General features: G+C 71.9%; 25 protein-coding genes and 1 pseudogene. 12 read left to right on the forward strand and 14 right to left on the reverse strand.

Annotated elements, in window-relative coordinates:
- Positions 1-98: 98 nt before the first annotated feature.
- Positions 99-689 carry a TetR/AcrR family transcriptional regulator gene (locus ACQEV2_RS36595; protein ID WP_433051637.1) on the forward strand — a complete coding sequence of 197 codons (591 nt, stop codon included), beginning with the start codon at positions 99-101 and terminating at the stop codon, positions 687-689.
- Between the two features lie 29 nt (positions 690-718).
- On the opposite strand, the gene ACQEV2_RS36600 is transcribed toward ACQEV2_RS36595, so the two are convergent.
- The 7 genes from ACQEV2_RS36600 to ACQEV2_RS36630 form a co-directional block, all read right to left on the reverse strand.
- Positions 719-883: a hypothetical protein gene (locus tag ACQEV2_RS36600; RefSeq protein ID WP_433051640.1), complete on the reverse strand. Its 165-nt coding sequence runs from the start codon at positions 881-883 to the stop codon at positions 719-721.
- A 21-nt stretch (positions 884-904) separates the two neighbouring features.
- Positions 905-1432, reverse strand: a complete 528-nt coding sequence (locus tag ACQEV2_RS36605) for an NUDIX hydrolase family protein (RefSeq protein ID WP_433055064.1) — start codon at positions 1430-1432, stop codon at positions 905-907.
- 42 nt (positions 1433-1474) lie between these two features.
- A complete protein-coding gene (locus tag ACQEV2_RS36610) occupies positions 1475-2665 on the reverse strand; it encodes an amidohydrolase family protein (protein WP_433051643.1) in 1191 nt (396 codons plus the stop codon).
- A 1-nt stretch (position 2666) separates the two neighbouring features.
- On the reverse strand, positions 2667-4070 hold the full coding sequence (locus ACQEV2_RS36615; RefSeq protein WP_433051646.1) for a glutamine synthetase: 1404 nt from the start codon (positions 4068-4070) through the stop codon (positions 2667-2669).
- 69 nt (positions 4071-4139) lie between these two features.
- Positions 4140-4949 carry an SAM-dependent methyltransferase gene (locus ACQEV2_RS36620; RefSeq protein WP_433051649.1) on the reverse strand — a complete coding sequence of 270 codons (810 nt, stop codon included), beginning with the start codon at positions 4947-4949 and terminating at the stop codon, positions 4140-4142.
- Between the two features lie 140 nt (positions 4950-5089).
- Entirely contained in the window at positions 5090-5935 is an 846-nt protein-coding gene (locus tag ACQEV2_RS36625) for a hypothetical protein (RefSeq protein WP_433051652.1), read from the reverse strand.
- A 111-nt stretch (positions 5936-6046) separates the two neighbouring features.
- Complete coding sequence (locus ACQEV2_RS36630) at positions 6047-6751, reverse strand: response regulator (protein WP_433051655.1); 705 nt, start codon at positions 6749-6751, stop codon at positions 6047-6049.
- Between the two features lie 361 nt (positions 6752-7112).
- Between ACQEV2_RS36630 and ACQEV2_RS36635 the strand changes: the two genes are divergently transcribed.
- The 8 genes from ACQEV2_RS36635 (at position 7113) to ACQEV2_RS36670 (ending at position 15400) form a co-directional block, all read left to right on the forward strand.
- Complete coding sequence (locus ACQEV2_RS36635) at positions 7113-8300, forward strand: sensor histidine kinase (RefSeq protein ID WP_433051658.1); 1188 nt, start codon at positions 7113-7115, stop codon at positions 8298-8300.
- Positions 8301-8485: 185 nt separating this feature from the next.
- Positions 8486-9139 (forward strand): helix-turn-helix domain-containing protein, encoded by a 654-nt coding sequence (locus ACQEV2_RS36640; RefSeq protein WP_433051661.1) that lies wholly within the window; start codon positions 8486-8488, stop codon positions 9137-9139.
- Between the two features lie 45 nt (positions 9140-9184).
- On the forward strand, positions 9185-10522 hold the full coding sequence (locus ACQEV2_RS36645; protein ID WP_433051664.1) for a M24 family metallopeptidase: 1338 nt from the start codon (positions 9185-9187) through the stop codon (positions 10520-10522).
- Positions 10522-11499: a thiamine pyrophosphate-dependent dehydrogenase E1 component subunit alpha gene (locus tag ACQEV2_RS36650; RefSeq protein WP_433051667.1), complete on the forward strand. Its 978-nt coding sequence runs from the start codon at positions 10522-10524 to the stop codon at positions 11497-11499. The genes ACQEV2_RS36645 and ACQEV2_RS36650 overlap by 1 nt, the downstream gene beginning before the upstream one ends.
- Positions 11487-12467 carry an alpha-ketoacid dehydrogenase subunit beta gene (locus tag ACQEV2_RS36655; RefSeq protein WP_433051670.1) on the forward strand — a complete coding sequence of 327 codons (981 nt, stop codon included), beginning with the start codon at positions 11487-11489 and terminating at the stop codon, positions 12465-12467. Before ACQEV2_RS36650 ends, ACQEV2_RS36655 begins: the two co-directional genes overlap by 13 nt.
- Before the next feature lie 22 nt (positions 12468-12489).
- Entirely contained in the window at positions 12490-13842 is a 1353-nt protein-coding gene (locus tag ACQEV2_RS36660; RefSeq protein ID WP_433051672.1) for an amidohydrolase family protein, read from the forward strand.
- On the forward strand, positions 13839-14714 hold the full coding sequence (locus ACQEV2_RS36665) for a cupin domain-containing protein (protein WP_433051675.1): 876 nt from the start codon (positions 13839-13841) through the stop codon (positions 14712-14714). Before ACQEV2_RS36660 ends, ACQEV2_RS36665 begins: the two co-directional genes overlap by 4 nt.
- The gene (locus ACQEV2_RS36670; RefSeq protein ID WP_433051678.1) at positions 14711-15400 is read left to right on the forward strand and encodes an SDR family oxidoreductase; all 690 of its coding nucleotides are present in this window, start codon (positions 14711-14713) and stop codon (positions 15398-15400) included. The genes ACQEV2_RS36665 and ACQEV2_RS36670 overlap by 4 nt, the downstream gene beginning before the upstream one ends.
- A gap of 43 nt (positions 15401-15443) precedes the next feature.
- Here the strand turns inward: ACQEV2_RS36670 and ACQEV2_RS36675 are convergent, their stop codons facing one another.
- The 5 genes from ACQEV2_RS36675 to ACQEV2_RS36695 all read right to left on the reverse strand — a co-directional run bounded on the left by ACQEV2_RS36675 (position 15444) and on the right by ACQEV2_RS36695 (position 18796).
- Complete coding sequence (locus ACQEV2_RS36675; protein WP_433051681.1) at positions 15444-16250, reverse strand: SAM-dependent methyltransferase; 807 nt, start codon at positions 16248-16250, stop codon at positions 15444-15446.
- A 48-nt stretch (positions 16251-16298) separates the two neighbouring features.
- Complete coding sequence (locus ACQEV2_RS36680) at positions 16299-16946, reverse strand: endonuclease (protein ID WP_433051684.1); 648 nt, start codon at positions 16944-16946, stop codon at positions 16299-16301.
- Positions 16943-17281, reverse strand: coding sequence for a DUF3140 domain-containing protein (locus tag ACQEV2_RS36685; RefSeq protein ID WP_433051687.1), 339 nt, complete (start codon positions 17279-17281; stop codon positions 16943-16945). The genes ACQEV2_RS36680 and ACQEV2_RS36685 overlap by 4 nt, the downstream gene beginning before the upstream one ends.
- Positions 17282-17395: 114 nt before the next feature.
- Positions 17396-17878 carry a Dps family protein gene (locus ACQEV2_RS36690; protein ID WP_433051690.1) on the reverse strand — a complete coding sequence of 161 codons (483 nt, stop codon included), beginning with the start codon at positions 17876-17878 and terminating at the stop codon, positions 17396-17398.
- Between the two features lie 108 nt (positions 17879-17986).
- Positions 17987-18796 (reverse strand): alpha/beta hydrolase, encoded by an 810-nt coding sequence (locus tag ACQEV2_RS36695; RefSeq protein WP_433051693.1) that lies wholly within the window; start codon positions 18794-18796, stop codon positions 17987-17989.
- A 168-nt stretch (positions 18797-18964) separates the two neighbouring features.
- Between ACQEV2_RS36695 and ACQEV2_RS36700 the strand changes: the two genes are divergently transcribed.
- Positions 18965-20152, forward strand: a complete 1188-nt coding sequence (locus ACQEV2_RS36700; protein ID WP_433051696.1) for a thiolase family protein — start codon at positions 18965-18967, stop codon at positions 20150-20152.
- A 150-nt stretch (positions 20153-20302) separates the two neighbouring features.
- Positions 20303-21076 (forward strand): sulfite exporter TauE/SafE family protein, encoded by a 774-nt coding sequence (locus ACQEV2_RS36705; RefSeq protein WP_433051699.1) that lies wholly within the window; start codon positions 20303-20305, stop codon positions 21074-21076.
- Here ACQEV2_RS36705 and ACQEV2_RS36710 read toward each other — a convergent pair.
- Together ACQEV2_RS36710 and ACQEV2_RS36715 are read right to left on the reverse strand one after the other, a co-directional pair.
- A complete protein-coding gene (locus tag ACQEV2_RS36710; protein ID WP_433051702.1) occupies positions 21062-21871 on the reverse strand; it encodes an HAD-IIA family hydrolase in 810 nt (269 codons plus the stop codon). The genes ACQEV2_RS36705 and ACQEV2_RS36710 overlap by 15 nt on opposite strands.
- A 55-nt stretch (positions 21872-21926) precedes the next feature.
- Positions 21927-23287: pseudogene (locus ACQEV2_RS36715) on the reverse strand (hypothetical protein).
- Between the two features lie 468 nt (positions 23288-23755).
- On the opposite strand from ACQEV2_RS36715, the gene ACQEV2_RS36720 reads away from it, so the two are divergent.
- Positions 23756-24505, forward strand: coding sequence for a cobalt-precorrin-6A reductase (locus tag ACQEV2_RS36720; RefSeq protein WP_433051705.1), 750 nt, complete (start codon positions 23756-23758; stop codon positions 24503-24505).
- The last annotated feature ends 12 nt before the right edge of the window (positions 24506-24517 follow it).

Below are 24517 nucleotides of genomic sequence, written 5' to 3' on the forward strand. Positions count from 1 at the left end.
GCGCGGGTGCTCTGCCAGTTGCTCCGCACGACGGTCTATAACAGTCGTTATAGGGGGCTAGGCTATGACGAGCGTTATAGCCAGAGGGGAGCACGGTCTTGGCCAAATCCAGCGCGCCGTCGCGTGACCGCATCGTGGCCGGCGCGGCCGACCTGATCAGCAGGCGCGGCCTGAACGCCGCGAGCATCCGGGAGGTCGCCAAGCACGCCGAGGCGCCGCTCGGCTCGACGTACCACTACTTCCCCGACGGCAAGCAGCAACTGGCCACCGAGGCGGTGCGGTACGCGGGCGCCGCGGTCTCCGGCATCCTCCGCAAGGAGCTGGACGCCGGTCCGGTCGCCGGGCTGCGCGCCTTCCTGGCCCTGTGGCGCGGCATCGTCGTCGAGAGTGACTTCCGCGCCGGCTGCCCCGTCCTGGCCGTCTCCGTCGAGGAACCGCCGGCCGACGAGCTCCCACCGGCTCTCGTCGCCGCCGCCGAGGCCTTCCAGGACTGGGAGCGGCTGCTCGTCGAGACGCTGTGTGCCCACGGGGCCGACCCGGAGCGGGCACCTGGGCTGGCGGCCCTGATCGTGGCGTCCGTAGAGGGCGCGATCGCCATGTGCCGCGCCAAGCGCAGCATGCAGCCCCTGGACCAGGTCGCTCAGCAGCTGGAGGAGCTCATCCTCAGCGCGGTCGGCCGTCCCGCCTGACGGGCAGGTCTGCCGGGCCCCGAACCGCCTCAGGCGTCGCCGCCCCTCGGCCGGCAGCGGCGCAGCTCGCCGACGGCCTCGCCGGTCACGATTTCCTGCGCGACCAGCCGTCCGACCGTGGGCGCCGGCGTGACGGCCGAGTGCAGGACGGCCCCGATCCACGCGAAGGAGCCGCAGGTCACCACGACGGACATGCCCCGCAGCCCCCTCGCCGGTCAGATCACGCAGCCCACATGCGCCAGCGCCTGCTTCAGCAGCACTCCGTGCCCGCCCGGCATCTCGCTCTGCACCGCGGGGGACAGAGCCTCCTGCGGGCTGAACCAGACCAGGTCGAGGGCGTCCTGGCGGGGGCGGCAGTCGCCGGTGACCGGGACGACGTAGGCGAGGGAGACGGCGTGCTGGCGCGGGTCGTGGTACGCCGTGATGCCCTGCGTCGGGAAGTACTCCGCGACGGTGAACGGCTGCAGGGAGGTCGGGACGCGGGGGAGCGCCACCGGGCCGAGGTCCTTCTCCAGGTGGCGCAGGAGGGCGTCGCGGACACGCTCGTGGTGCAGCACGCGGCCGGAGACCAGGGTCCGGCTGACCGTTCCGTCCGGGCCGATGCGCAGCAGGAGGCCGATGCTGGTGACCTCGCCGCTGTCGTCGACGCGCACGGGCACGGCCTCGACGTACAGGATCGGCATGCGGGCGCGTGCCTGCTCCAGTTCGTCGCTCGTCAGCCAGCCGGGCGTGGTTTCGGTCATGTCAGACATTGCTTGATCATACTTTCCGGGAATTGCGAACGCTCAGTCGCGGTGCGGACGGGATTCGGGGGCGGGCGCGGGAGGGGGAGCGGAGACGGGGTCGGTGGCGGGCAGTCCGTAGAGGCGGCGGGCGTTGTCGCCGGCCGCCCACGCCGCGATCCGCAGCGCGTCCGGCAGGCTCAGTTCGTCGGCGTCCACCCGGTCCTGGAGCAGGTCGCCCAGACCGCGACGGAACGCCAGGGCACCGAGCAGGTAGAACTCGGCCAGACCATAGGCGTCGGAGCTGTACAGCAGCTTGCGGAACGGGGTGATCTCCAGGGCCTCCGCGAGGATCGCCCCGGACCGGGCGGGGCCGACGTGGTGCAGGGTGAGGCCCACGTCCAGGTACACCTGCTCGAACACCGCCGCCAGATAGGCGGCCTGGCGCTGGTACGGCCAGCAGTGCAGAAGCAGCACCGGGATCGTGCCCTTGGTGAGGTGCAGCCAGTCCGTGAGGAGGGTGGGGTCCACCCGGTGCAGACGGATGTCGTTGTCGCCGAAACCGGTGTGCAGCTGGAGGGGCAGCCCCAGGTCCACCGCCGTCCACAGCAGGTGCCGGACCAGCACCGGGTCGGCCAGCCGTCCGCCGTCCGCCAGCCACTGCCGGGCCGCCGCGGCGACGAGCGCGCCCGTGGGACGTGCCGGGTCCAGGGCGAATCCGGTGCGGTAGGCGGCCACCGACTTCACGGCCACCACGCCCGGACGCCTTACGGCCTCCTCGGCCGCCGTGCGGAACGCGGTGGCGTACGCGTCCGGCTCGACCCCCGCGGCCGCCACCGCCTCCGCGACCGCCTCCAGCCGTACGACTTCGTACGCGGCCCCGTCGGCGCTCTCCGCCAGCTCCCGGGGCGGGGTGATGCGGTGCGGGGTGTACCCGGTGTCGACGCAGAACACCTCGGTTCCGGCGGCGGCCAGGAACCGGCGGTTCACCTCCCGCCACCCCAGCTCCGCGCGCCGGGCCAGGTACTCGTCGGCGGGGGCGTGGCGCGGCAGATCGAGCAGGGGTGCGCAGTGGCGGCGTACCGCCACGCCCGTCGGGGTGTCGAAGGGCGAGATGCCGGGCCACGGCTCGCCCTCGGTGAGCAGGGACTCAAAGCCGTACCGGTCCAGGTCGGTGGTGACCACCCCGTGGCAGTGATGGTCCACCAGCAGCAGCGCCGCGAGCGCCTCGTGGACCGGGCCTGTGGCGCGCACGTCAGTAGGTCCAGCGGTAGGCCGCCGCCACTCCGTCGTCGTCCAGCCCGGCGACGGCGGCCAGTTCGCCCTGCCGTACGGCGATGACGGCGTCGCCGAGGACCGGGCCCAGCGCGGCGCGCAGCGGCTCGTCGGTACGGAACTCCGCCACGGCCTCGTCCAGCGAGGTCGGCAGTCTGCGCACCCCCCGGGCCGCCGCCTCCCGCGCACCCAGATGCGCCGGATCCCCGGTGATCTCCTCGGGCAACCGCGCGCCCGACGCCAGTCCGTCCAGCCCGGCGGCGATCAGGCAGCCGAGGGCGAGGTACGGGTTGGCGGCCAGGTCCACCGGCTTGATCTCCAGGTTGGCCGCCTGGTCACGGTGGCCCGCAGTGCCGGTGACGACGCGCAGCCCCGCCTCCCGTGTCTCCCGGCCCCACGCGGTGAACGCCCCCGCCCACTGGGAGGGTTTGAGCCGCAGATAGCTGGCCGGGCTCGGCGCCGTCACCGCGGTGAGGGCGGGGAGGTGGGCGAGGACGCCGGCCGCGAAGGACTCGGCCTCGGGGCGCATGCCGTGCCGGCGGTCACCGCCCGCGTGCAGGTTCATGCCGTCGCGCCAGGCGGAGAGGTGGACATGGCCGCCGTTGCCGACGCCGTGCCCGAGGACCGCCGGGGCGAAGGACACCGCGAGACCGTGACGCTGCGCCACCGCCCGGATCGTCTGCCGTACCAGCACGCTGCGGTCGGCCGCCCCCACCGGGTCGACCGCACCCACCGACAGCTCGAACTGCCCGGCCGCGTACTCGGGATGCAACTGGTCGACCTCCACGCCCTGCCGCGCGAGCGCCGCCAGCAGATCGGCCGTCCAGTCGCTCAACGCGACCTGGCGGATGGCGCCGTACGCCGGACCCGTCACCGTCGGCACGAACTCACCGTCGGCGCCCGGCGGTTGAGCGACGGCCCACTCGATCTCGATGCTCGCCCTGAAGGTGAGGCCGTGCCGCTCGGCGGCCTCGCGGACCGTCCGCCGCAGGAAGGTGCGGCTGCACGCGGGATGCCGCTCGCCCTCCTGCGTGATCCGGTCGACCGGCGCCCACGCCCAGCCGGGCTGCCCGGCCAGTTCCACCAGGTGGTCCAGGTCGGGGTAGAGGCGCAGATCGCCGTCCGGGGAGCCGAGGACGTCGGTGGTGACGATGGAGTCGTTCGCCAGGAAGGTGTCGAACACCGGTGACATCCCGACGCCCCAGGCCACCGCCGAGGCCAGCTTCGCCGTCGGGATCGTCTTCACCCGGCCGACGCCCGCCGTGTCGACGTAGGCCAGGACGATCCCGTGCACGCCCCGCCCGGACAGCTCACCGCTCAGCGCGGTGGCCCGCTCGACGTCACCGGGACGCCCGCCCGGGACGGGGTCGGCAAGGGTGGTCATACGGTCTCCTCGACGAGCTCGGCCGGCTGGATGCCGGTCCGTGCCGACTTCGTGCGGGCCCTGTCGGCGTCAGGGTTTCACGGCCACCGCGCCGTACTGCGGCACCGGGGCGGCCGAGTCGGTGGCGCGCCACTGCGAGCAGGACACCATGCCCGGCTCCAGCAGCTCCAGCCCCTCGAAGAACGCGGCGATGTCGGCGCCGCTGCGGGCTGTGATCGGCGGAGTGGCGTTCTCGTTCCAGAACTTCATCGCCGGGATCTGGCCCTCGCCGCCGAGTTCGGAGTCGAAGGTCGGGTGCGTCAGGACCAGGTGGCTGCCGGAGGGGACCGCGGCCAGCACGCGGCGCACGATCTCCCGGGCCTTGTCGTAGTCCAGGACGAAGTTGAGGATGCCCAGCATCATCACCGCGACCGGCTTGCCGAAGTCCAGGGTCTGTCCGGCGCGTTCCACGATGGCGTCCGGGTCATGGACGTCGGCGTCGATGTACGCGGTGACGCCCTCCCGGGTGCCGGTCAGCAGCGTGCGGGCATGTACGAGGACGATCGGGTCGTTGTCGACGTACACGATCCGCGAGTCGGGCGCGACCCGCTGGGCGATCTCATGGGTGTTCTCCGCCGTCGGCAGCCCGGTGCCGATGTCCAGGAACTGGCGCACGCCCTGCTCCTCGGCCACGAACCGCACCGCCCGGCCGAGGAACTCGCGGTCCGCGCGGGCGATGTCCCGGATGATCGGGAACATCCCGGCGACATGCTCGCCGACCTGCTGGTCGACCTCGTAGTTGTCCTTGCCGCCGATCCAGTAGTTCCACACGCGCGCGTTGTGCGCCACACCGGTGTTCAGCTTCGCCGACCCGCCCGACGGGGTGTGGCCATCACTCACGACTCGTCCTCTCCTCGCACGCACGACCGAAACCGGCCATCGCCGCCATTGTGCCGCTCCGTTGATCACGTTGTCCCGGGAATCGGCAGAGCCGGCAGGGCTGTTGGCGTGCGGCGGGCGGGAGAGAGCTGCCGGCCGTGCTATTCGATCTCGCTGGGGCTCGCGGCGGGCGTCTTGCCGGCCAGGACGTCCTCGAGGCGCTGGGTGCCGAACTTCACGGCCTGCTCGACGGAGTCGTGCTCGTCCCCGCTGAGCCCGCCCGCCGTGACGGTGATCGCGTCGTTGCCGACGCGTACGGCGGCGACGTCCAGGGTGAGCGTGGCATCCTCGCCGCCAGTCCTGCCCTGCACCGTCACGCGCAGGCCCTCACGGGCGTCGCCCACGTCGGGCAGCTTGGTCTCGATGACCTGGACGGTACGTTGTTCGCTGCCGTCGGTCGCGGTGAACTGGTCGCACTTCTCCGGCAGGGTCGCCATCCAGTTCAAGGAGTCCTGCGGGTCGGTCCGGTCATAGGAGGCGACCTGGTACAGCAGGCGCGAGTCGTCCTGCACGAAGCCACGCAGCGCGGACACTCCCGACGGCCTGCCCAGCAGGTCGTCGTCGAAGAGGGAGTCCAGGAGCCGCTGGCAGTCGGCGGCGTCGGCCTTGGCGGTGAGGAAGTCCGAGACGTCGACCGTGCCGATGAGCAGGCTGTCGTGCCAGTTCTCGGCCTCTGTCTGCTTCACCTGCGTCCAGTCGTCCTCGATGTCCGCCTCGGTGATCAGCGCGGTCCGTGCTCCGGCCTCGCTGAGGGTGGGGGTGGGAGTGGCGGTCGGCTGCTTCGTGGCGACCGGTGCGGCTTTCTCGGCAACCGGTGAGGCGGTGACGGCCGAGGCCCGTGAACCGTCCGTGTCGCCGTCGTCCGAGCAGGCGGACGTGGCCAGCAGCACGCCTGCCGCCAGAGCCGAGGACAGGACGCGGGCGAGTGGGGACGAACGACGGGTCATCGGCGATGCCTCCTGAGGACGTGACGCGTGTCCTCAGCGCACCATCGCACTCGACGGCCCACCAGCGGCACCGGACCGTTCGAGTGAGCGCATGCGAAAGGTGCGGGCGCCTCATGCGCCGGGCTGCGCGTGCCCGTGCTGCCAGGCCCAGGCCGCGATCTCGACGCGGTTCCGGGCGGCCAGTTTGAGCTGGACGCTGGACAGGTGCGTCTTGACCGTGGACAGGGAGACGTACAGCTCGGCGGCGATCTCGGCGTTCGTACGGCCGAGCGCGACCAGGCGGACGACGTCGAGTTCGCGGTCGGTGAGGGGTTCCGTGAGCGGGGCGGGCTTCGCCGGGGCAGCGGCGGCGGGCTCGGCTTGCGGGGCGGTGACGTGTTTGAGCAGGCGGACCGTGACCGACGGCGACACCAGCGAGTCGCCGGCCGCGGCGGCGCGGACCGCCTCCGCGAGGAGGGTGGGCCCCGAGTCCTTCAGCAGGAACCCGCACGCGCCGCCGCGCAGCGCCCCGTACACGTACTCGTCGAGGTCGAACGTGGTCACCACGACCACCCGCATCGGGTCGGCCACCTCCGGCCCCGCCAGTAGCCGGGTCGCCTCCAGCCCGTCCAGCTTCGGCATCCGGATGTCCAGCAGACACACGTCCGGCCGCTCCCGCCGCGCCAGCGCCACCGCCTCCTCGCCGTCGGCGGCCTCGGCGACCACGGTGATGTCGGGCTGGGCGTCGAGGAAGAAGCGGAAGCCCGTGCGGACCATCTCCTGGTCGTCGGCGATGAGGACGCGGATGGGCGACCCGGACGGGGGTGGGGTGGTCATGGCTCGATCATGCCTCAGCCGAAGGGGTCGTCGGACTCGGTGCCGGGGGCGTACGGCGTCAGTCAGCCGTCTGTGCCGGGGTCAGTCGTCCAGGCGGCTCGTCGACTCGGTGCCGGAGAGCACTTAGGTGCCGAGGCCGCCCAGCGCGACCGCGGCAGCCGCGCCGGCGACGACGCCCACGAGGAACTTGCTGGGCTGCATCGCGTACTCCTGAGGTCCGTGGTGAGGATGCGGCACCACCCTCGCCCGCGGGCCCGGGCGCGCGCCTCGGCCATAAGGCCGGCGTCAGCGGCGGTCAGCGGTGGCTTCCTCGGCCGATCGGCCGATCCCGCCGCGTACGGCCTCACCTACCGTGATCGGCATGAAGTCCGTTTCCCCCCGCGGCTGCGCCCGGGGCTTCGCCGTCGGTGTGCTGATCGCCGCCTGTGTGGTGGACGTCCTCTACGCGGGCTCCGACGGCACGAGCGTTCTGCCGACGGCGAGCCCCGTCTGGCCGATCCTGGCCGTGCTGCTGGTGGGTCTGGCCGCCGTGCTGTGGCCGGCCGGGCGGCGGCCCGAGTGGCTCACGCCGCAGGTGCGCACCGCCGTGCCGGCTCTCGTCTCGGCCCTGTACTCGGTGGGCTCGCTGCTGACTCTCAGGGTGAACACCTTCGGTCCCGGCGAGGTCCTGATCCTGCTGTGCCTGCTGTTCGTCGCGGTACGGCACTGCCCGCCGCGCTGGGCCTGGGGGTGCGGCGCCCTCGTCGTGGGCGCGCTGTTGCTGCTGCCGGTTCGGTATCTCAGGCTGTTGGACGCCGACATGCTGGGCTTCATGGTGGCCGGCCTGGTGCTGGTCGGCCTCTTCGCCGGGCTCGCCCTGTATCTGCGGACGATGGACTATCGGCGGACCCTCGCCGTCAGCGAGACCCGGCGCGCCGAACGCGTCGCCATCGCCGCCGACCTGCACGACTTCGTCGCCCACCATGTGACGGGGATCCTCGTGCAGACGCAGATGGCCCGCATGATGGCGCAGACCCAGCCACAGGAACTCGATCCCGTCCTGGCCGGCATCGAACGCGCCGCCACCGAGGCCCTGGCCTCGATGCGCCGCACGGTCGGTGTGCTGCGCGACAGCGGCGACGAGGCGGCCGACCGCCGCCCCGTCGGCGACCTGGCGGCCGTCGCCGAGCTGACGGACGGATTCGCGAGCCCGGTCCAGCAGGTCACCCTGCGCCGGGACCGGGCCGTGTCCGACGACCTGCCGCACGAGGTGCAGGCCGCGGCCTTCCGGGTCGTGCAGGAGGCGCTCACCAACATCCGCCGCCACGCCGCCGACGCCACGCACGTCGAGGTCCGGCTGCGGGACTGCGCCGGGCGCCTGGAGGTGTCGGTCGCGGACGACGGGCGGGGCGGCACCCAGCTTCCGGCGGCCGCACACGGTGGCGGGTTCGGGCTCGTCGGTCTGAAGGAGCGGGTCACCGCACTGGGTGGCGAACTGGATGCCGGGCCGCGGGGTGGGGTGGGGTGGGAGGTGCGGGCGGTGTTTCCGACGGGGGCGCTTCGCGGGTAGTGCCGCGATAGGGGGGTGCCGCGTTTTGTCGTCCCTCGTCCGCGGCTCCGTCGCGGCTGGTCGCGCAGTTCCCCGCGCCCCTTCGGGGCGTTGCCGAACCGCCTCTCGACCGCCAGCCATTCCGGCTGTTCAATGGTGCTGCACATGTCCAGTGAGCGGCCCGCAGCGCCGGGGAGGAGCCGCCCGTGTCACCCGCCCCCGTGCCGCCCGTCGGCGCGCGCATCCGGCAGGCGCGTCTCGAGTGCGGGATGAGCCTGCGTGCGCTGGCCCGGGAGGTCGGGGTCTCGGCCAGCCTGATCTCGCAGATCGAGACCGGCAAGAGCCAGCCCTCGGTCAGCACCCTGTACGCCGTCACGACCGCCCTCGGCATCTCCGTCGAGTCGCTCTTCGACGGCGGGAAAGCCGCCGCCCTCTCCCCGCCGGTGACCACGGCACCCGGCACGGCCCCCGGCACCGTCCTGCACGCCCTGGCCGCCTTCGCCGCCGACCCCGGCCGCCGCATCGGCCCGCTGGTCAGGCCGGACGAGCGGGAGGTGCTGGAGCTGGACTCGGGGGTGGTGTGGGAGCGTCTCGGCCATGTTCCGGGCATCGACGTGGACTTTCTCCTGGTGACCTACCGGCCCGGCGGCGCCTCCTCCAGCTCCGGCGGGCTCATGCGCCACACGGGTACCGAGTACGGCTGTCTGACCTCCGGCGAACTCGTCCTCACCCTCGGTTTCGACGAGTACACCCTGCGCCCGGGCGACGCCGTCTGCTTCGAGTCGACGACCCCGCACCGTTACCGCAACGATGGAGAGGAACCGGCCGTGGGCGTCTGGTTCGTGTTCAGTGACACTTGACACCCGTCGCGACCGGTCGTTCACTCCGAAGCGGGGGTGGTCGCCATGGCGATCCGCACATATGGACCCAACGCCGTCGACTGGGAAGAGCGCGTCGACCTGGACCGGCTGCGCAGACAGCGTCTGGCCCGGCTCAACGAGACCCTGAACCGCTCCTCGCTGGGCGCGGTACTCAGCTTCGACTTCGCCAACATCCGCTACATGACGGCCACGCACATCGGCACGTGGGCGATGGACAAGCTGATCCGTTTCGCCCTGCTGGTGCGCGGCGGCGAACCGATCGTCTGGGACTTCGGCTCCGCCGCCCGTCACCACCAGCTCTACAACCCCTGGCTCGACTACAGCGACGGCAAGGGCGGCCCGCCCACCGGCGCCCGCGCCGGCATCTCCACCCTCCGCGGCGCCTTCCACCCGGACGCGGGCATCGCCGAGGACGTCGCCTCGAAGATCGCCGGCGAGCTGCGCGAGCACGGACTCGCGGGCGAACCCCTCGGCATCGACGTCGCCGAGATGCCGGTCCTCACCGCCCTGCGCGCCGAGGGCATCGACGTCGTCGACGGCCAGCAGGTCTTCCTGGAGGCCCGCCGCCTCAAGACCGGCGACGAGATCGCCCTGCTCACCCAGGCCTGCTCCATGGTCGACGCGGCATACGAGGAGCTGTACGGCTATCTGCGGCCCGGCGTGCGCGAGAACGAGTGCGTCGCAGTCGTCAGCAAGGTGCTGTACGACCTCGGCAGCGAGTACGTCGAGGGCGTCAACGCGATCTCCGGCGAGCGCTGTTCACCGCATCCGCACGTCTACAGCGACCGCCTGATCCGCCCCGGCGACCCCGCCTTCTTCGACATCCTGCACAGCCACCTCGGCTACCGCACCTGCTACTACCGCACCTTCGCCGTCGGCAGCGCCTCCCGCGCCCAGCGCGACGCCTATGTGCGCTGCCGCGAGTACATGGACCAGGCCATCGCCCTCGTCCGGCCGGGCGCCACCACCGCCGACGTCGTCCAGGTCTGGCCCCGCGCCGAGGAGTTCGGCTTCGCCGACGAGACCGCCGCCTTCGCCCTCCAGTACGGCCACGGCGTCGGCCTGTCGATCTGGGAGAAGCCGATCTTCAGCCGCCTGGTCTCCCTCGACCACCCCGAAGTCCTCGAAGAGGGCATGGTCTTCGCCCTGGAGACCTACTGGCCCGCCGCCGACGGCTGGTCCGCCGCCCGTATCGAGGAGGAACTGGTCGTCACCGCCGACGGCTGCGAGGTCATCACCAAGTTCCCCGCGGAGGAACTACTGGTGGCGGGCCGCAAGTACTGGACGGTGGGCGGCGAACTGAACACCCGGCGCGAGTCGCAGTCGCACCTCAACACCTCCCGCGGCAACGGGGCACGCTGATGGACCCGGCCGAACTCCTCGCCGCCTACGAGCAGATGGCCGTCATCCGCCGTACGGAGAAGGCCGCCCACGACCTGTTCCTGCAGGGCCTCGTCAAGGGCACCACCCACCTCGCCGCCGGACACGAGGCGATCGCCGTCGGCGCGAGCGCCGCCCTGCGTCCCGACGACTACGTCTTCGCCACCTACCGCGGCCACCACCACGCGATGGCGCGCGGAGCGACCCCGCAGGAGTGCCTCGCCGAGCTGATGAGCCGGGCCACCGGACTGTGCAAGGCCAAGGGCGGCTCCATGCACCTGACCAAGGCGTCCACCGGCATGCTCGGCTCGTACGCCATCGTCGGCGCCCACCTGCCGGTGGCGGCCGGCGCCGCCTGGTCGGCCAAGCTGCGCGGCACCGGCCAGATCGCCGTCGCCTTCTTCGGAGACGGCGCCACCAACATCGGCGCCTTCCACGAGGCGCTCAACCTGGCCGCCGTATGGAAGCTGCCGGCGCTGTTCGTCTGCGAGAACAACCTCTACATGGAGTACACGCCGATCGCCGACGTCACGGCGGTGCCCCGGCCCGCGGCCGACCGGGCGCCCGCGTACGGCATCCCCGGCGAGGTGGTGGACGGCAACGACGTCGTCGCCGTACGGGAGGCCGTGGCGCGGCTCGCTCAGCGGGCCCGGGCGGGAGACGGGCCCGCGCTGCTGGAGGCGGAGACCTACCGCCACTTCGGGCACAGCCGCGCCGACCCGGCCACCTACCGCCCGGCCGAGGAGGTCGAACGCTGGCTGAAACACGACCCGTTGGACGTGGCGCGCGGACACCTCGCCGAGCTGGGGGTACCGCCGGAGACGATCACCGAGGCCGACGAGCGCGCCAGTGCCGTCGTACGGGAGGCGGTCGAAGCCGCTAAGGGTGCCCCGCCGCCCGATCCGGGCCAGGCGCTGACCGACGTATGGGCGGACGGAGGTGCGGCATGGCGGACGTGATCAGCTACCGGGAGGCGGTCGCCGAGGGCATCGCGCGGGAGATGCGGCGCGATCCGGCCGTCGTCTGCCTGGGGGAGGACATCGGCGAGGCGGGCGGGGTGTTCAAGACGACCGTCGGGCTGTTCAAGGAGTTCGGGCCGGAGCGCGTGTGGGACACGCCCATCTCCGAGCAGGCCATCGTGGGGGCCGCCATGGGTGCCGCGATGACCGGGATGCGGCCGGTCGCCGAGATCATGTTCTCGGACTTCCTGGCCTGCTGCTGGGACTACCTCGCCAACGAGATACCGAAGGTGCGGTACATGACGGGCGGGCAGGTCACCGTTCCGCTCGTCGTGCGCACCGCCAACGGCGGCGGCCTCGGCTTCGGCGCCCAGCACTCCCAGGCCACCGAGAACTGGGCGTTCACCGTGCCCGGACTGAAGATCGCGGCACCCGCGACGCCCGCCGACGTGATCGGCATGATGGCGGCGGCGATCCGCAGTGACGACCCGGTCGTCTTCTTCGAGCACAAGGCGCTGCTCGCCACCAAGGGCGCGCCCCCGCCGCCGGACCATGTCGTCGAGCTGGGACGCGCCGCCGTCGTCCGCGAGGGCGCCGACGTCACCCTCGTCGCCCTCGCCTCGATGGTGCCGCTCGCGCTGAAGGCCGCCGAGGTCCTGGCCGGTGAGGGCATCGAGGCCGAGGTCGTCGACCTGCGCTGCCTGGTGCCGCTGGACGTGAGCACCGTGCTGGCCTCGCTCGGCAGGACCTCGCGGCTCGTCACCGTGGAGGAGAACCCGTACCAGGGCGGCTGGGGCGGCACGCTCGTCTCGATCGTCGCCGACGAGGGGTTCGGCCTGCTGGACGCGCCGGCCCGGCGGGTGACAGGGGAGTGCGTGCCGCTGCCGTTCGCCGACGCCCTGGAAGAGGAGGTCATCCCCACCGTCGACAAGGTCGTGGCGGCCGTCCGGAGTCTCGCCGCCTACTGAACCCCCCATGGGAGGTAGAACGATGACCCATCGGATACTCCTGCGCGCCGGTCATGTGCTGTCGATGGACCCCGCCATCGGGGACCTGCCCCAAGGGGACGTCCTCATCGAGGACGGGACGATCGCGGCGGTGGACCGGGAGATCGGCGCCGACGCCGAAGTACTCGACATGACCGGCCGGATCGTCATCCCCGGCTTCGTCGACACCCACCGCCACACCTGGGAGGCGCCGATCCGCAATGTCGCCCCGGACGCCACCCTGGACGACTACTTCGTCGACATCCTCGACACCTTCGCTCCCCTCTACACCCCCGAGGACGTGTACGCGGGCAACCTCGCGGGCTCGCTGGAGTGCCTGAACGCCGGCATCACGACCCTCGTCGACTGGTCCCACATCAACAACACACCCGAGCACCCGGACGCCGCGATCCAAGCCCTGAAGGAGACCGGCATCCGCGCCCAGTACGCATACGGCAGCGCCAACACCTCCCTCGCCGACTACTGGTTCGACAGCAAGATCGCCCTCCCCGGCGACGACGTACGGCGGATCCGCACCCAGTACTTCTCCTCCGACGACGGCCTGCTCACCATGGCGCTCGCCACCCGCGGCCCCGGCTTCTGCACCAACGACGTCGTCATCTCCGAATGGGCCCTCGCCCGCGAGCTCGGCATCCCGGTCACCGTGCATGTGGCGATGGGACGCCTCGCCGGCCGCTTCAGCATGGTCAAGCAGCTCAACGACCTCGGTCTGCTCGGCCCGGACACCACCTACATCCACTGCTGCTACCTCCACGAGGACGAATGGCAGATGATCGCGGACAGTGGCGGTACGGTCTCCATCGCGCCGCAGGTCGAGATGCAGATGGGGCACGGCTGGCCGCCCGTGATGAAGGCCATCGAGTACGGACTGCGGCCGTCGCTCAGCCTCGACGTCGTCACCACCGTGCCCGGCGACATGTTCACCCAGATCCGCGCGGCCTTCGGTGCCGAGCGGGCCCGCGTCAACGCCGACTGCTGGAAGGCCAACCTTCCCGTGCCCGACACCATGTTGACGGCACGACAGATGCTGGGGATCGCCACCGTGAACGGCGCGCACGTCGCGGGCGTCGAGGACCGCACCGGATCCCTGACACCGGGCAAACGCGCCGACATCGTCGCCATCGACGCCACCGCGCTGAACGTCGCCCCGGTGCACGACGCGGCCGCCGCGGTGACGCTGTCGGCCGATGTCTCCAACGTCGACACGGTCCTCGTCGACGGCGTGATCCGCAAGCGCGACGGGAGGCTCGTCGCCGACGTCGACCGGGCCCTGCGCCTGGTGCGGGAGTCGCGCGACCGGCTCCTGGCGGCGAAGGAGGCGAGGAGCGCGGCATGACCCGACACCTGGTGCGCCGGGCCGCCGACGTCCCGGAGCCGCCGTACGACGAACTCGGGTACCGGCGGCGGACGTTGGTCGGCGAGGACGACGGCAGTGTGCACACCGGCTTCGGCCTGTGCGGGATACGGCCCGACGGCCGGGTCCCGGCCCATGTGCACTCGTACGAGGAGAGCTTCCATGTGCTCTACGGGGCTGTGATCGTCGATGTGCCCGAAGGGTCGTACCTTCTCGAAGAGGGCGACTACGGCCTGATCCCGACCGGCGTCCCGCACGCCTGGCGCGGCGCGGGGGACGTCGCCGGCCGCTGGGCCGACATGCTCGCCCCGGTACCGCGGGCCCGCTACGGATACGACACCCAGGCGGTGCCCGCGCTGCCCGAACGCGACCCGGTCCGCATCGACGTCCGTGACCCGCGTACCCGGTCCTTCGGCCACTTCGAAACCACGCAGATGGACCCCGGCAAGCAGTCCCAGGACCTGCTCGCCGTGTCGGCGAGCATGCGGACCGCGCTGCTCGTGTACAGCGGGATCACCGTGAAGACGATGGTCGACAGCGACCTCGGCGCGGTCGCCTCGACGATGTTCATGGTGCAGTACGCCCCCGACGGCGTCGCCGGCTCGCACGACCACCCCTTCGAGGAGACGTACCTGATCCTCGAAGGGTTCGTGGACGCCACCTTCGACGGGGAGCGGTACCGGCTGGGGCCGGGCGACCTGGCCTGGGCCGCTGCCGGGTGCGTGCACGGGTTCGCCAACGCCGGTGAGGGGCCGGTGCGCTGGCTGGAGACGCAGGCGCCGCAGCCGCCGTCGCGCCACTCCTACCGGTTCACGCGGGACTGGGAGTACCTGAGGGAGGTCCTGGGGCCATGAGCAGTGTTCTCGTCGTGGGCGGCACGTCCGGGATCGGCCTGGAGTTCGCCCGGATGCGGGCCGGGCGCGGGGACGAGGTCGTGCTGACCGGCCGCGACGGCCACCGTGCCGACACCATCGCCAAGGAGTTCGGCGCCCGCGGAGTCGCTCTCGACCTCGGCCGCCCGGGGGAGATAGCCGCCGCACTGGCCGACATCGGGCGCGTCGACCACCTGGTCGTCGCGGGCGTCTCCCGCGACGACAACAAGGTCACCGAGTACGACGTCGACGCCGCCCTGCGGCTCGTCACCCTAAAACTCGTCGGCTACACCGAGGTCGTGCACACCCTGGTGTCCCGGCTGCACGACGACAGCGCGATCGTGCTGTTCGGCGGGCAGGCCAAGGAACGGCCCTACCCGGGCGCGACCACGGTGGCGACGGTCAACGCCGGCATCGGCGGCCTGGTGAACACCCTCGCCGTCGAACTCGCGCCGATCCGGGTGAACGCCGTCCACCCGGGCGTCGTCGGCGACAGCCCCTACTGGCAGGCCAAGCCGGAGAAGGTCCTCGCCGCCCTGCGCACCGAGACCCCCACAGGGCGGCTGGCCACCATGGCCGACGTGGTCGACGCCGTGGACTTCCTGCTGCGCAACGGGTCGGTCAACGCCGTCGAACTGAATGTGGACGGTGGGTGGTTGCTCGGCTGACCGAGGGTGCGGGGCGGTGGGTTGCGGGGTGGTGGCTGCCGGGTCAGCGCTTGAAGCCGACCGCGCCGTACAGGGACACGGGTTCTTCCTTCGCGTCGTGCTCGTCCGCGGAAGTCCGCCAGTCAGACAGGGAGACGATCCCCGGTTCCAGCAACTCGAGTCCCTTCAAGAAGCGCCCCATTTCGGCATGGGAACGCGCCACGAGCGTCACCCCGCTCGCCCGGTAGGCCGCGATCCCCCGGCCCACGTTCTCCGGATCGAAGTCCGCCGTCATCGCCGACAGCACCAGACAGCTGCCCGGTGCCAGCGCGCCGACGAGCGTGTCCACGAGCTCGGGGGCGCCGTCGTCGTCCGCGATGAAGTGCAGGAGCGCGATCAGCGACAGGGCGACGGGCTGGTCGAAGTCGAGGACGGACGCCGCCCGTTCGAGAATCCGCTCCGGCTCGCGCGCATCGGCCTGCAGATACTCGGTCACCCCTTCCGGAGTGCCGCGCAGCAGGGCCGCCGCGTGGGCGAGGACGATCGGGTCGTTGTCGACGTAGACCACCCGCGCGTCCGGGACGACGGCCTGGGCGATCTGATGCAGGTTGGGCTCGGTCGGGATGCCGGATCCGATGTCGAGGAACTGGCGGATCCCCGTCTCGTGGACGACCGTCCGCGTGGCCCGTTCCATGAACCGGCGGTTGGCCCGCGCGTGCCGCGGGGCGTCCCCCTGCATTGCCGCGATCTGCCGCCCGAGTTCCTCGTCGACGGGGTAGTTGTCCTTGCCGCCCAGGAACCAGTCGTACACCCGGGCCGGGTGCGGCCTGCTCGTGTCGATGCGCGGTACGGCCGGCTCGGTCCCGGTCACGCAGGTCTCCTCTGCTCGACAACGGCGGCTGCGAGCAGTCTTTCACGATCATGCGGCCCGGCGGAGGCTGTCTTCGGCCACCTCCTTGTCCAGCGAAGCACGCACCAAGGCGGCGGCGAGCACGGCCGGTTCGGTGTCTTTCGCGAGCTTCACCAGCTTCTGCGGGTCCTTCGGCAGGCCGAGCCGCTGCGCGCCCGAGAGCGCCTTGTCGTCGAGGTAGGGCGCCACTTCAGGCCAGACCCGCTGGACCTCGCGCAGGAAGATGTCGGCGCCGGACGGGCCCATGCCCGGGAACTCCTGGATCAGACGACGCAGTTGGGCGACGTCGCCGTCCGCCTCCTTCCGTAGGCGCCGCAGATCGCCGCCCCACCGGTCGGCCAACAGCTCGGCGGCGTCGCCGAGTTGGGTGGCCGTGCGCTCGTCGTAACGTCGGTAGCCGCCGCGTCCCAGCGCGTCCACCCGCTCCTGCCAGTCGGCGGCGGCCATGCGGCGCGGATCGCGCATCCCCGCCTCGTACAGTTCACGGGCGGTGTCGACGGCGATCGAGCCGCGGATCCGGGCGCTGAGCAGATGGGCAAGGACCAGCAGCCGGTACAGCGGCTGCGGGGTGTCCTTCAGGCTGATGCCCGCCTCCTCGGCGAACGTCCGCCCGTGCGCGGCGACGAGCTCCCGCACCAGGCGCTTGTCGTCGGTCATGGCGTTGCCTTGAGCGGATCGTGCCCGATGGTCATCAGCCGATGCCGGAGCTTCGTGTCCTCGGCCTCCGGCTCGTTCTCCATGTCGACCTGCGAGGTGACCGTGTCCACGACCTTCCGCATCACGCGGACGTCGTCGTCGGTCAGGTCCATCTTGCGCTTCTGCAGGATCGACAGGACGTGCTGCCCGGTGGGCGAGCCCGGCTGCTCCGGCAGCGGCTCGGTCTCCTCGTCGGAGTACTGGACCCGCAGCCAGGCCGCCAGCTCCGCCGAGGTCATGTTCACCACGCGGTGGAAGTCGTCCCACAGCGCGTCGAGTTCAAGGGCGTCGGTCATGAGGGTGCCCCTTCTCTCAGTACGGGAGGTACGGGCGTTCTCGGCACGGTGAGTACGGGCGCTCTCGGTACGGGAAAGTACGGGCGCTCGCACTACGGGAAAGAACGGGCGGCGTCACTCGTCACGCGGCCAGTTCTCCGCGTCGAACATCCACCGCTGCTTCTCCAGCTCGCTCGTGATGCCGATCAGCAGGTCCTGTGTCACCGGGTCCGGCTCGGCGGTCGCGTCGATCCGTTCGCGCAGCCGCTCGATGGCGGACGCCAGGGCATCCACGACCAGTTGGACGACCTCAGTGTCGCGCAGCCAGCCCTCCTTGGGGCCGGGCAGCGTGTAGGCCGCGGCGATGGTCTCGGGCCGGCCGTCGGGCGGCAGACCGAGCGCCGCGGAGCGTTCCGCGACCGTGTCGGCGTACGAGCGGACCACCGAAACCACCTCGTCGAGCTGCAGATGGATCGACCGGAACCGCGGTCCCACGATGTTCCAGTGCGCCTGCTTCCCGATCAGCGAGAGCCCGAGAAGATCGACGAGCGTGCTCTGCAGGGCCTCCCCGGCGACCCGGCGAGCCGGTTCGGGGAGCGTGCTCTTGACCACAGTCATACGGAGCTCCTCCTTCTGGCGTGGTTGTCGGCAAGGAGCGGTGCGGCGCGGCAACCGCTCCACGCGGGCGCGGGTGCCCAGGGCGAATCGGCGCAAACGTGACGTGTCTCAGCGTGCGAACACCTCGTCCAGGAAGCGGATCAGGTCGGCGAAGACGTCCGCCTTGTTCGTCTCGTGGAACACCTCGTGCCGGGCCCCGACATACACGCGCCGGGTCACCTCGTCTCCGCGCAGCTCCTCGATGCCGACCCGGCTGCCGGACAGCGGAACCAGCCGGTCGTCGTCGCCGTGCAGCCACAGCAGCGGCACCGGCCCGATGCCACCGCTCTTGGACACGGTGTCCAGCATCCGGGCGAACGCCTCGACCGTCGGCCGCTTCATCGGGCCGTGCCAGACCAGCGGGTCCGCCGCGTACGCCGCGCCCACCTCGGGGTCCCGGCTCAGCGCGTCCGGGCTGATGGGCGTGTCCGGGATCTCGTCGAGGGCGAGCAGCCGCCGTGGCAGTGCCCAGTCGCCGATCACGGGCCCGGACAGCACCAGCGCGGCGAGCTCGTCGCCGTGGAGCTGCGCGTAGCGGGCCGCGATCAGGCCGCCCATGGAGTGCCCGATCATGACGACCGGTACGTCCGGATGCGCCGCCCGGGCCAGGTCGGCCACCGCGTGCACGTCGGCGACCACGTCCTCGAAGTCCTCGATCAGCACTCGTTCGCCCGCCGACCTCCCGTGCCCGACGTGATCGGGCCCGAACACGGCCGCACCGTGCCGGCCCAGGACATCCGCGACCTCGGCGTACCGTCCGGCGTGCTCTCCGTACCCGTGGACCACGAGCGCGAGGTAGCGGGGCCGCGGGTTCGGCCATTCGTGTACGACGATGGATGCCCGGCTTCCGTCGAGGACATGCTCGCGGGTGTCGGCCATGGGTTCTCCGGCTGTGTCGGTGACTGTTTCGGTGAGCTGCATCGGTGAGCTGCGTCGGTGAAGGCTCCCGGGGATCTTCCCAGGGCGTGGAGGGGCGGTCTATAGTCCAAAACTAGCGGTGCTAATTAATACGGTGTCGATCCATACTGCCCGGTCAGGAGACCTGTCGTGCGTCCCGTCCACTTCGCGGCCGCCCGCCGCACCCCCATCGGCAAACTCCGCGGAGCGCTGTCGTCCGTACGGCCCGACGACCTCGCCGCAGGCGTGATCCGGGGCCTCGTCGCGGATGTCCCCGCGCTGGACCCGGCGCGTATCGACGACGTCTACTGGGGCGCCGCCAACCAGGCCGGCGAGGACAACCGCAACGTCGCCCGCATGGCAGCGCTGCTCGCCGGCCTCCCCGAGTCCGTCCCCGGCGCCACGGTCAACCGCCTGTGCGCGTCCGGCCTCGAAGCCGTCACGACCGCCGCCCGCACCATCGCCGCGGGCGAGGCCGACATCGTGCTCGCCGGCGGCTCCGAGTCCATGAGCCGCGCCCCCTTCATCCTGCCCCGCCCCGACGAGGCGCTGCCCCACCGCATGGAGACCGCCGACACCCGGCTCGGCTGGCGCCTGGTCAACCCGGCGATGAAGGAGCTGCACGGCCTGCTGTCCATGGGAGAGACGGCCGAGGAGGTCGCCGAGCGGTACGGCGTCCCGCGCGAGCGGCAGGACGAGTTCGCGCTGCGCAGCCACCAACGGGCCGCCGACGCCCGCAAGAACGGCCACTTCGACGACGAACTCCTGCCGGTCGAGCGCCCGGACGGGGTGCTGGTCGACCGCGACGAGTGCATCCGCGAGGACACGTCGTACGAGAAGCTGTCCCGGCTGAAGCCGGTCTTCCGTCAGGGCGGCACCGTCACCGCGGGCAACGCCTCACCGATGAACGACGGCGCGGCCGGACTGCTCCTGGTCAGCGAGGAGGCCCTGAACGCGCTGGGCCTGGAGTCCCTCGGCCGCTACGTCGCCGGCGCCTCGGCCGGCGTCCACCCCGACGTGATGGGCATCGGCCCGGTCCCCGCCACCCGCAAGGCCCTGGCCCGCGCCGACTGGACGATCGCCGACATCCAGGAGGCCGAGTTCAACGAGGCGTTCGCGGCCCAGGCGCTCGCCTGCGTGGACGAGCTCGGCATCGATCCCGAGCTGGTCAACCCGAGCGGAGGCGCGATCGCGCTGGGACATCCGCTGGGCTGCTCGGGCGCACGGATCCTCACGACGCTGCTGCATCGGATGCGCAGGACGGGAGCGGAGCGGGGTCTGGCGACCATGTGTGTGGGCGTGGGGCAGGGGAGCGCGGTGCTGGTGGAGCGGCACTGAGCGCTCCGCCCGCTCTGCGGGTCGGGCCGTCCGGCGTCTGCGGCGCCGCTGTGGCTGGTCGCAGGCGTCGCCCGACCTGCGTGGCCATCTCCCACCTGGCGAGACGGTCCTTACCCATATCGGTTGTCCGGACATACCATCGGTCTCCGCATGGACACGATGACGCTCTGGAACATAACCGGTGGGGAGTTCGCCGCGCTCGCCTTCGCGGCTCTGCTCGTCGGCTTCTCGAAGACCGCCGTGAGCGGGGCCAACACGGTCAGCCTCGCGATCTTCGCCGCCGTACTGCCCGCCCGCGCCTCCACCGGTGTCCTGCTGCCGGTCCTGATCGCCGGGGACCTGCTCGCCGTCCTCACCTACCGACGGCATGCCCACTGGCCCACGCTGTGGCGGCTGTTCCCCGCGGTCGCGGCCGGCGTCGTCGTCGGCACCCTGTTCCTGATGTGGGCGGACGACGGGATCGTCCGTACGTCGATCGGCGCGATCCTGCTGCTGATGGCGGGCGTGACGGTGTGGCGCCGCCGCACGGCCGAGGAGGGGGAGGAACCGGCGTCGGTCACCACCCGCGCCGGCCGGGCCAAGGCCCGCTCGTACGGCGTCCTCGGCGGCTTCACGACGATGGTCGCCAACGCGGGCGGCCCGGTGATGTCGATGTACCTCCTGTCGGCCGGCTTCCGAAAGCTCGGCTTCCTGGGCACCTCCGCCTTCTTCTTCCTGATCGTCAACGTCTCCAAGGTGCCCTTCAGCGCCGGCCTCGGCCTGATCGACGGCTCCTCGCTGCTGCTCGACGCGGCCCTCGTGGTGTTCGTCGTGCCCGGTGCGTTCCTCGGCACATGGGCCGTGAACCGCATCAACCAGCGGCTGTTCGAGCAACTCGTGATCGCGGCGACGGTCGTGGGCGGCCTCCAGCTACTGCTCCGCTGACTCCCGCAGGTCCGCCAGCAGGGCGGGCAGGTCGGCGAAGGAGTCGATCACATGGTCCGGGGTGCCGCTCGCGGCCCGATGGGTCTCCGGCAGATACTTGCCCGTCCTGACCAGCACCCCCGTGACACCGGCCCGCTGTGCCGCCAGCACATCCGACTCGATGTCGTCACCGACCATCACCGCCTCCCGCGCACCCACCCCCACATGCGCCAGCGCCGCCTCGAAGAACGCGGCCGACGGCTTCCCCGTGATCTCCGCCTCCACCCGCGCGGCCTTCTCCAGACCGACCAGGAAGGCTCCGGTGTCGAGCTGCAACCCCTGATCCGTACGCCAGTACAGGTTCCGGTGCATGGCGACCAGCCGCGCCCCGCGCTGCACCTGCCCGAAGGCCCGGTTCAGCGCCGTGTAGTCGAACTCGGGCCCGGCACCCCCGACGACCACGACGTCCGGAGCGGCGTCGCCGGTACCCTCCCGCACGACAGTGACGCCCTCCAGATCCTCGGCGATGTCCCCGCTGTTCAGCAGCGCACACCGAGCCCCCGGGCAGTGCTCGGCGAGATACGCGGCGGTGACGGCGGGCGCGGTCAGGATGTCCTCGGCGGACACCGGGAACCCCGCCTCCGCCAGCACTCCGGCGATCGACGCCCGCTTCCGCGACGTCGTGTTCGTGACCAGCGCGACCCCGAGACCGGCCGCGCGGATCTCCCGCAGCGCCTCGACCGCACCGGGCAGCGGCTGCCACGAGACGGTGAGGACCCCGTCGATATCGATCAGGACGGCACGTACGGATCCCATGCGAGGGACGATAGTCACCGATCGGCCCGGCAGTCACCGAACGGCGCGGCGCCGCTCAGGGAGCGATCCCGACACCCTCGATCCTGCTCCAGGCCCGCTCCTGAGCCGCCGTCATGGCGGGCCACCGCAGCCCGCCCGGCCGCGCCTCGACCCGCGAGGCGTACGACGGCGGCTCGTACGCGGCGTCGTAGAAGCAACCGGTGTCGTACGTACGGTCGAACGCCGCGCACGAGGCCGCGATCGACCGGACCGTGGGCCGCTCAGCCGTCCGCACCCACCAGTCCAGCGCCGCCATGGACGCGGCGTACTCGGCGTCGCTCATCGCACTGTGCTCGCGCTCCCGCGTGAACGTCTGCAACAAGTACTCGTCCCGGCCGGCCCCGCGCAGCGTGTCCCGGTACGCCGCCTCGTGCTCCACGAACGCCGTCGGGTCGTCGATCGCACGCAGCGTGAGCACCGGGACCGAGACCTTGCCCGTGAGATCGCTGTCGTAGGACAGATCGCGTACGGCCGTCGGGTCCGGGGCGAACCGCTCGACGCCGGCGTTGAGCGCCTCGTCGTCATGCGACCCGGAGTACCGGACGCCCTGATTGCCGAACGGGTTCCGGCCCCCGAGACGGTCGTGCACGATGTCCCGGAAGGTGAAGGTCGCCCACCGCAGATGCGACTCCAGCGTGCGCTCCGGGATCTTCGTGACCGCCAGGATGTCGTCGAGATTGCGCTGCTGCAGTGCGGTCCGCTCCTTGGGCGCCGACGCGTACCCGGTGCACTCCTGCAGCCGGGCGCGCAGCCCGTCGGTCGTCATGGTCGAGTCGGCGCGCAGCCCCTGCCACAGCGGGTACTGCGGCTCGGTCGGGCGGGGGTGGTTGCGGCAGTAGTACTGGTAGACGACGCGCAGGTCGACGCGGTAGTCGTAGCCGCGCGAGCCACCGGCGAGGACACCGTTGGTGAGCAGCGCCCCGTCGTACGTCCCCTGCTGCCTGCCGTAGGTCTCCACGACCTTCGCGGCGACGTTCCCGCCCCACGACTGGCCGTGCACATACGTCCGCCGTGGCGTGCCGAACTCCTCGACGAACACCCGGCGCACGCTCTCGGTGTCGGCGGCGGCCATCCGCGTCCCGTAGCCGCCCCGGCGATACGACGAACCCGCCCAGGCGTAGCCCTCCTTCACCATGACCGTCCAGCGGCCCAGGTCGTCGAGGCTGCGGGCCGGGTCGGAGTCGGCGCCGAGATCCGGGCCGCCGTGGGCGTGCACGACGAGGGAGCCGTTCCAGTCGGCGGGCACGGCCATCGCGTAGTAGGCACCGTGGGAGTCGCGGCCGGTGTAGCAGTCGGCCTCACCCGCCAGATCGGCGGGGCACTCGGCGCGCGCCGGTCCCACCGTCTCCCCCGGGCGTTGGAGGCGCCGACGAGGATGCCGACGGTGAGGACCCCGGCCAGCGCTGCGGCCAGCGCCGTACGCCGCTGCTGGGTCGGGGGGACGGACCTGCGGATCAGTGCGTGCGTTCTCGTCCAGTCCAAGACGCTGCTCCTCGTTCTCGTCGGCGCGTCGTCGAGCCGTGCGCCGCGATGCTAGGGAGGGACGGGGCGGGGAGCCACAGTCTGAATCGTTGTGTTCATAGTGGTCGCAGGGCCGGGCCGGGGCGGCAACAGGACGCGCGTTCCGGGCATCGCCAGGCTCGCTTCGGCCACCGGCACCCGCAACCCGGGCGCCGCCATCCGGGCGCCCGCGGACCGTCGCTGTGCTCGCTGCCGTGGGGGTCTGCGGACCTATCGCTCTGCTCGCTGCTGTGCGGGTTTGCGGACCCATCGCTCCGCTCCCTGCCATGCCGCCCCGCCGACCCACCACCCCGCTGCCCGCGACGCACCTCGTACGCTCGCCCCATGTCCCCCCGCCACATCCTGATCCTCGGCGGCACCACCGAGGCCCGCGAACTCGCCGCCGCACTCACGGCGCACCCCGACGTCCGTGTGACGACCTCCCTCGCGGGGCGTGTGTCGCGGCCGGGCGCGGTCGAGGGGGACCTGCGTGTCGGCGGCTTCGGCGGAGCGGAGGGCCTGGCGGACTGGCTGTGCGCCGAGCACGTCGACACCGTCGTCGACGCCACCCACCCCTTCGCGCAGTCGATCACGGCGAACACGGCCCGCGCCGCGCAGGCGACCGGGGTACCGGCGGTGGTCCTGCGCCGCCCGGGATGGCGACCGGGCCCCGAGGACCGTTGGCACGAGGTCGCCTCGCTCGACGATGCCGCGGCCCTGCTGCCGAGCCTCGGCCACCGCGTCCTGCTGACCACCGGCCGCCTGGGCCTGGCGGCCTTCGCCCAGCTGACGGACCTGCACTTCGTCGCACGCTCCGTCGAACCGCCCGAGCCCCCGATGCCCCCGCACATCGAAGTGCTCCTGGCCCGCGGCCCGTTCACGGTGGCCGACGAGACGGCACTCCTGCGCGAGCACCGCATCGACGTCCTGGTGACCAAGGACAGCGGCGGAGCGGCAACCTCGCCCAAACTCACGGCCGCCCGCCGACTCACGCTCCCGGTCGTGGTCGTACGACGCCCCCCGCTCCCGGAGGGCGTGGACACGGTGCCGGACGTGGCGGGGGTGCTGGCACGGCTCGGCCTCCTGGCCCCGTGACGACCGAGGCGC

The sequence above is a fragment of the Streptomyces sp. CA-251387 genome, assembly GCF_050936625.1.
Lineage (GTDB): Bacteria > Actinomycetota > Actinomycetes > Streptomycetales > Streptomycetaceae > Streptomyces.

Coding starts and splice junctions, on each gene's coding strand:
- ACQEV2_RS36600 (WP_433051640.1), bottom strand. CDS start 883: ATGTCCGTCGTGGTGACCTGCGGCTCCTTCGCGTGGATCGGGGCCGTC.
- ACQEV2_RS36605 (WP_433055064.1), bottom strand. CDS start 1,432: ATGACCGAAACCACGCCCGGCTGGCTGACGAGCGACGAACTGGAGCAG.
- ACQEV2_RS36615 (WP_433051646.1), bottom strand. CDS start 4,070: ATGACCACCCTTGCCGACCCCGTCCCGGGCGGGCGTCCCGGTGACGTC.
- ACQEV2_RS36625 (WP_433051652.1), bottom strand. CDS start 5,935: ATGACCCGTCGTTCGTCCCCACTCGCCCGCGTCCTGTCCTCGGCTCTG.
- ACQEV2_RS36630 (WP_433051655.1), bottom strand. CDS start 6,751: ATGACCACCCCACCCCCGTCCGGGTCGCCCATCCGCGTCCTCATCGCC.
- ACQEV2_RS36635 (WP_433051658.1), top strand. CDS start 7,113: ATGAAGTCCGTTTCCCCCCGCGGCTGCGCCCGGGGCTTCGCCGTCGGT.
- ACQEV2_RS36645 (WP_433051664.1), top strand. CDS start 9,185: ATGGCGATCCGCACATATGGACCCAACGCCGTCGACTGGGAAGAGCGC.
- ACQEV2_RS36650 (WP_433051667.1), top strand. CDS start 10,522: ATGGACCCGGCCGAACTCCTCGCCGCCTACGAGCAGATGGCCGTCATC.
- ACQEV2_RS36655 (WP_433051670.1), top strand. CDS start 11,487: ATGGCGGACGTGATCAGCTACCGGGAGGCGGTCGCCGAGGGCATCGCG.
- ACQEV2_RS36660 (WP_433051672.1), top strand. CDS start 12,490: ATGACCCATCGGATACTCCTGCGCGCCGGTCATGTGCTGTCGATGGAC.
- ACQEV2_RS36665 (WP_433051675.1), top strand. CDS start 13,839: ATGACCCGACACCTGGTGCGCCGGGCCGCCGACGTCCCGGAGCCGCCG.
- ACQEV2_RS36670 (WP_433051678.1), top strand. CDS start 14,711: ATGAGCAGTGTTCTCGTCGTGGGCGGCACGTCCGGGATCGGCCTGGAG.
- ACQEV2_RS36680 (WP_433051684.1), bottom strand. CDS start 16,946: ATGACCGACGACAAGCGCCTGGTGCGGGAGCTCGTCGCCGCGCACGGG.
- ACQEV2_RS36685 (WP_433051687.1), bottom strand. CDS start 17,281: ATGACCGACGCCCTTGAACTCGACGCGCTGTGGGACGACTTCCACCGC.
- ACQEV2_RS36690 (WP_433051690.1), bottom strand. CDS start 17,878: ATGACTGTGGTCAAGAGCACGCTCCCCGAACCGGCTCGCCGGGTCGCC.
- ACQEV2_RS36695 (WP_433051693.1), bottom strand. CDS start 18,796: ATGGCCGACACCCGCGAGCATGTCCTCGACGGAAGCCGGGCATCCATC.
- ACQEV2_RS36705 (WP_433051699.1), top strand. CDS start 20,303: ATGGACACGATGACGCTCTGGAACATAACCGGTGGGGAGTTCGCCGCG.
- ACQEV2_RS36710 (WP_433051702.1), bottom strand. CDS start 21,871: ATGGGATCCGTACGTGCCGTCCTGATCGATATCGACGGGGTCCTCACC.
- ACQEV2_RS36720 (WP_433051705.1), top strand. CDS start 23,756: ATGTCCCCCCGCCACATCCTGATCCTCGGCGGCACCACCGAGGCCCGC.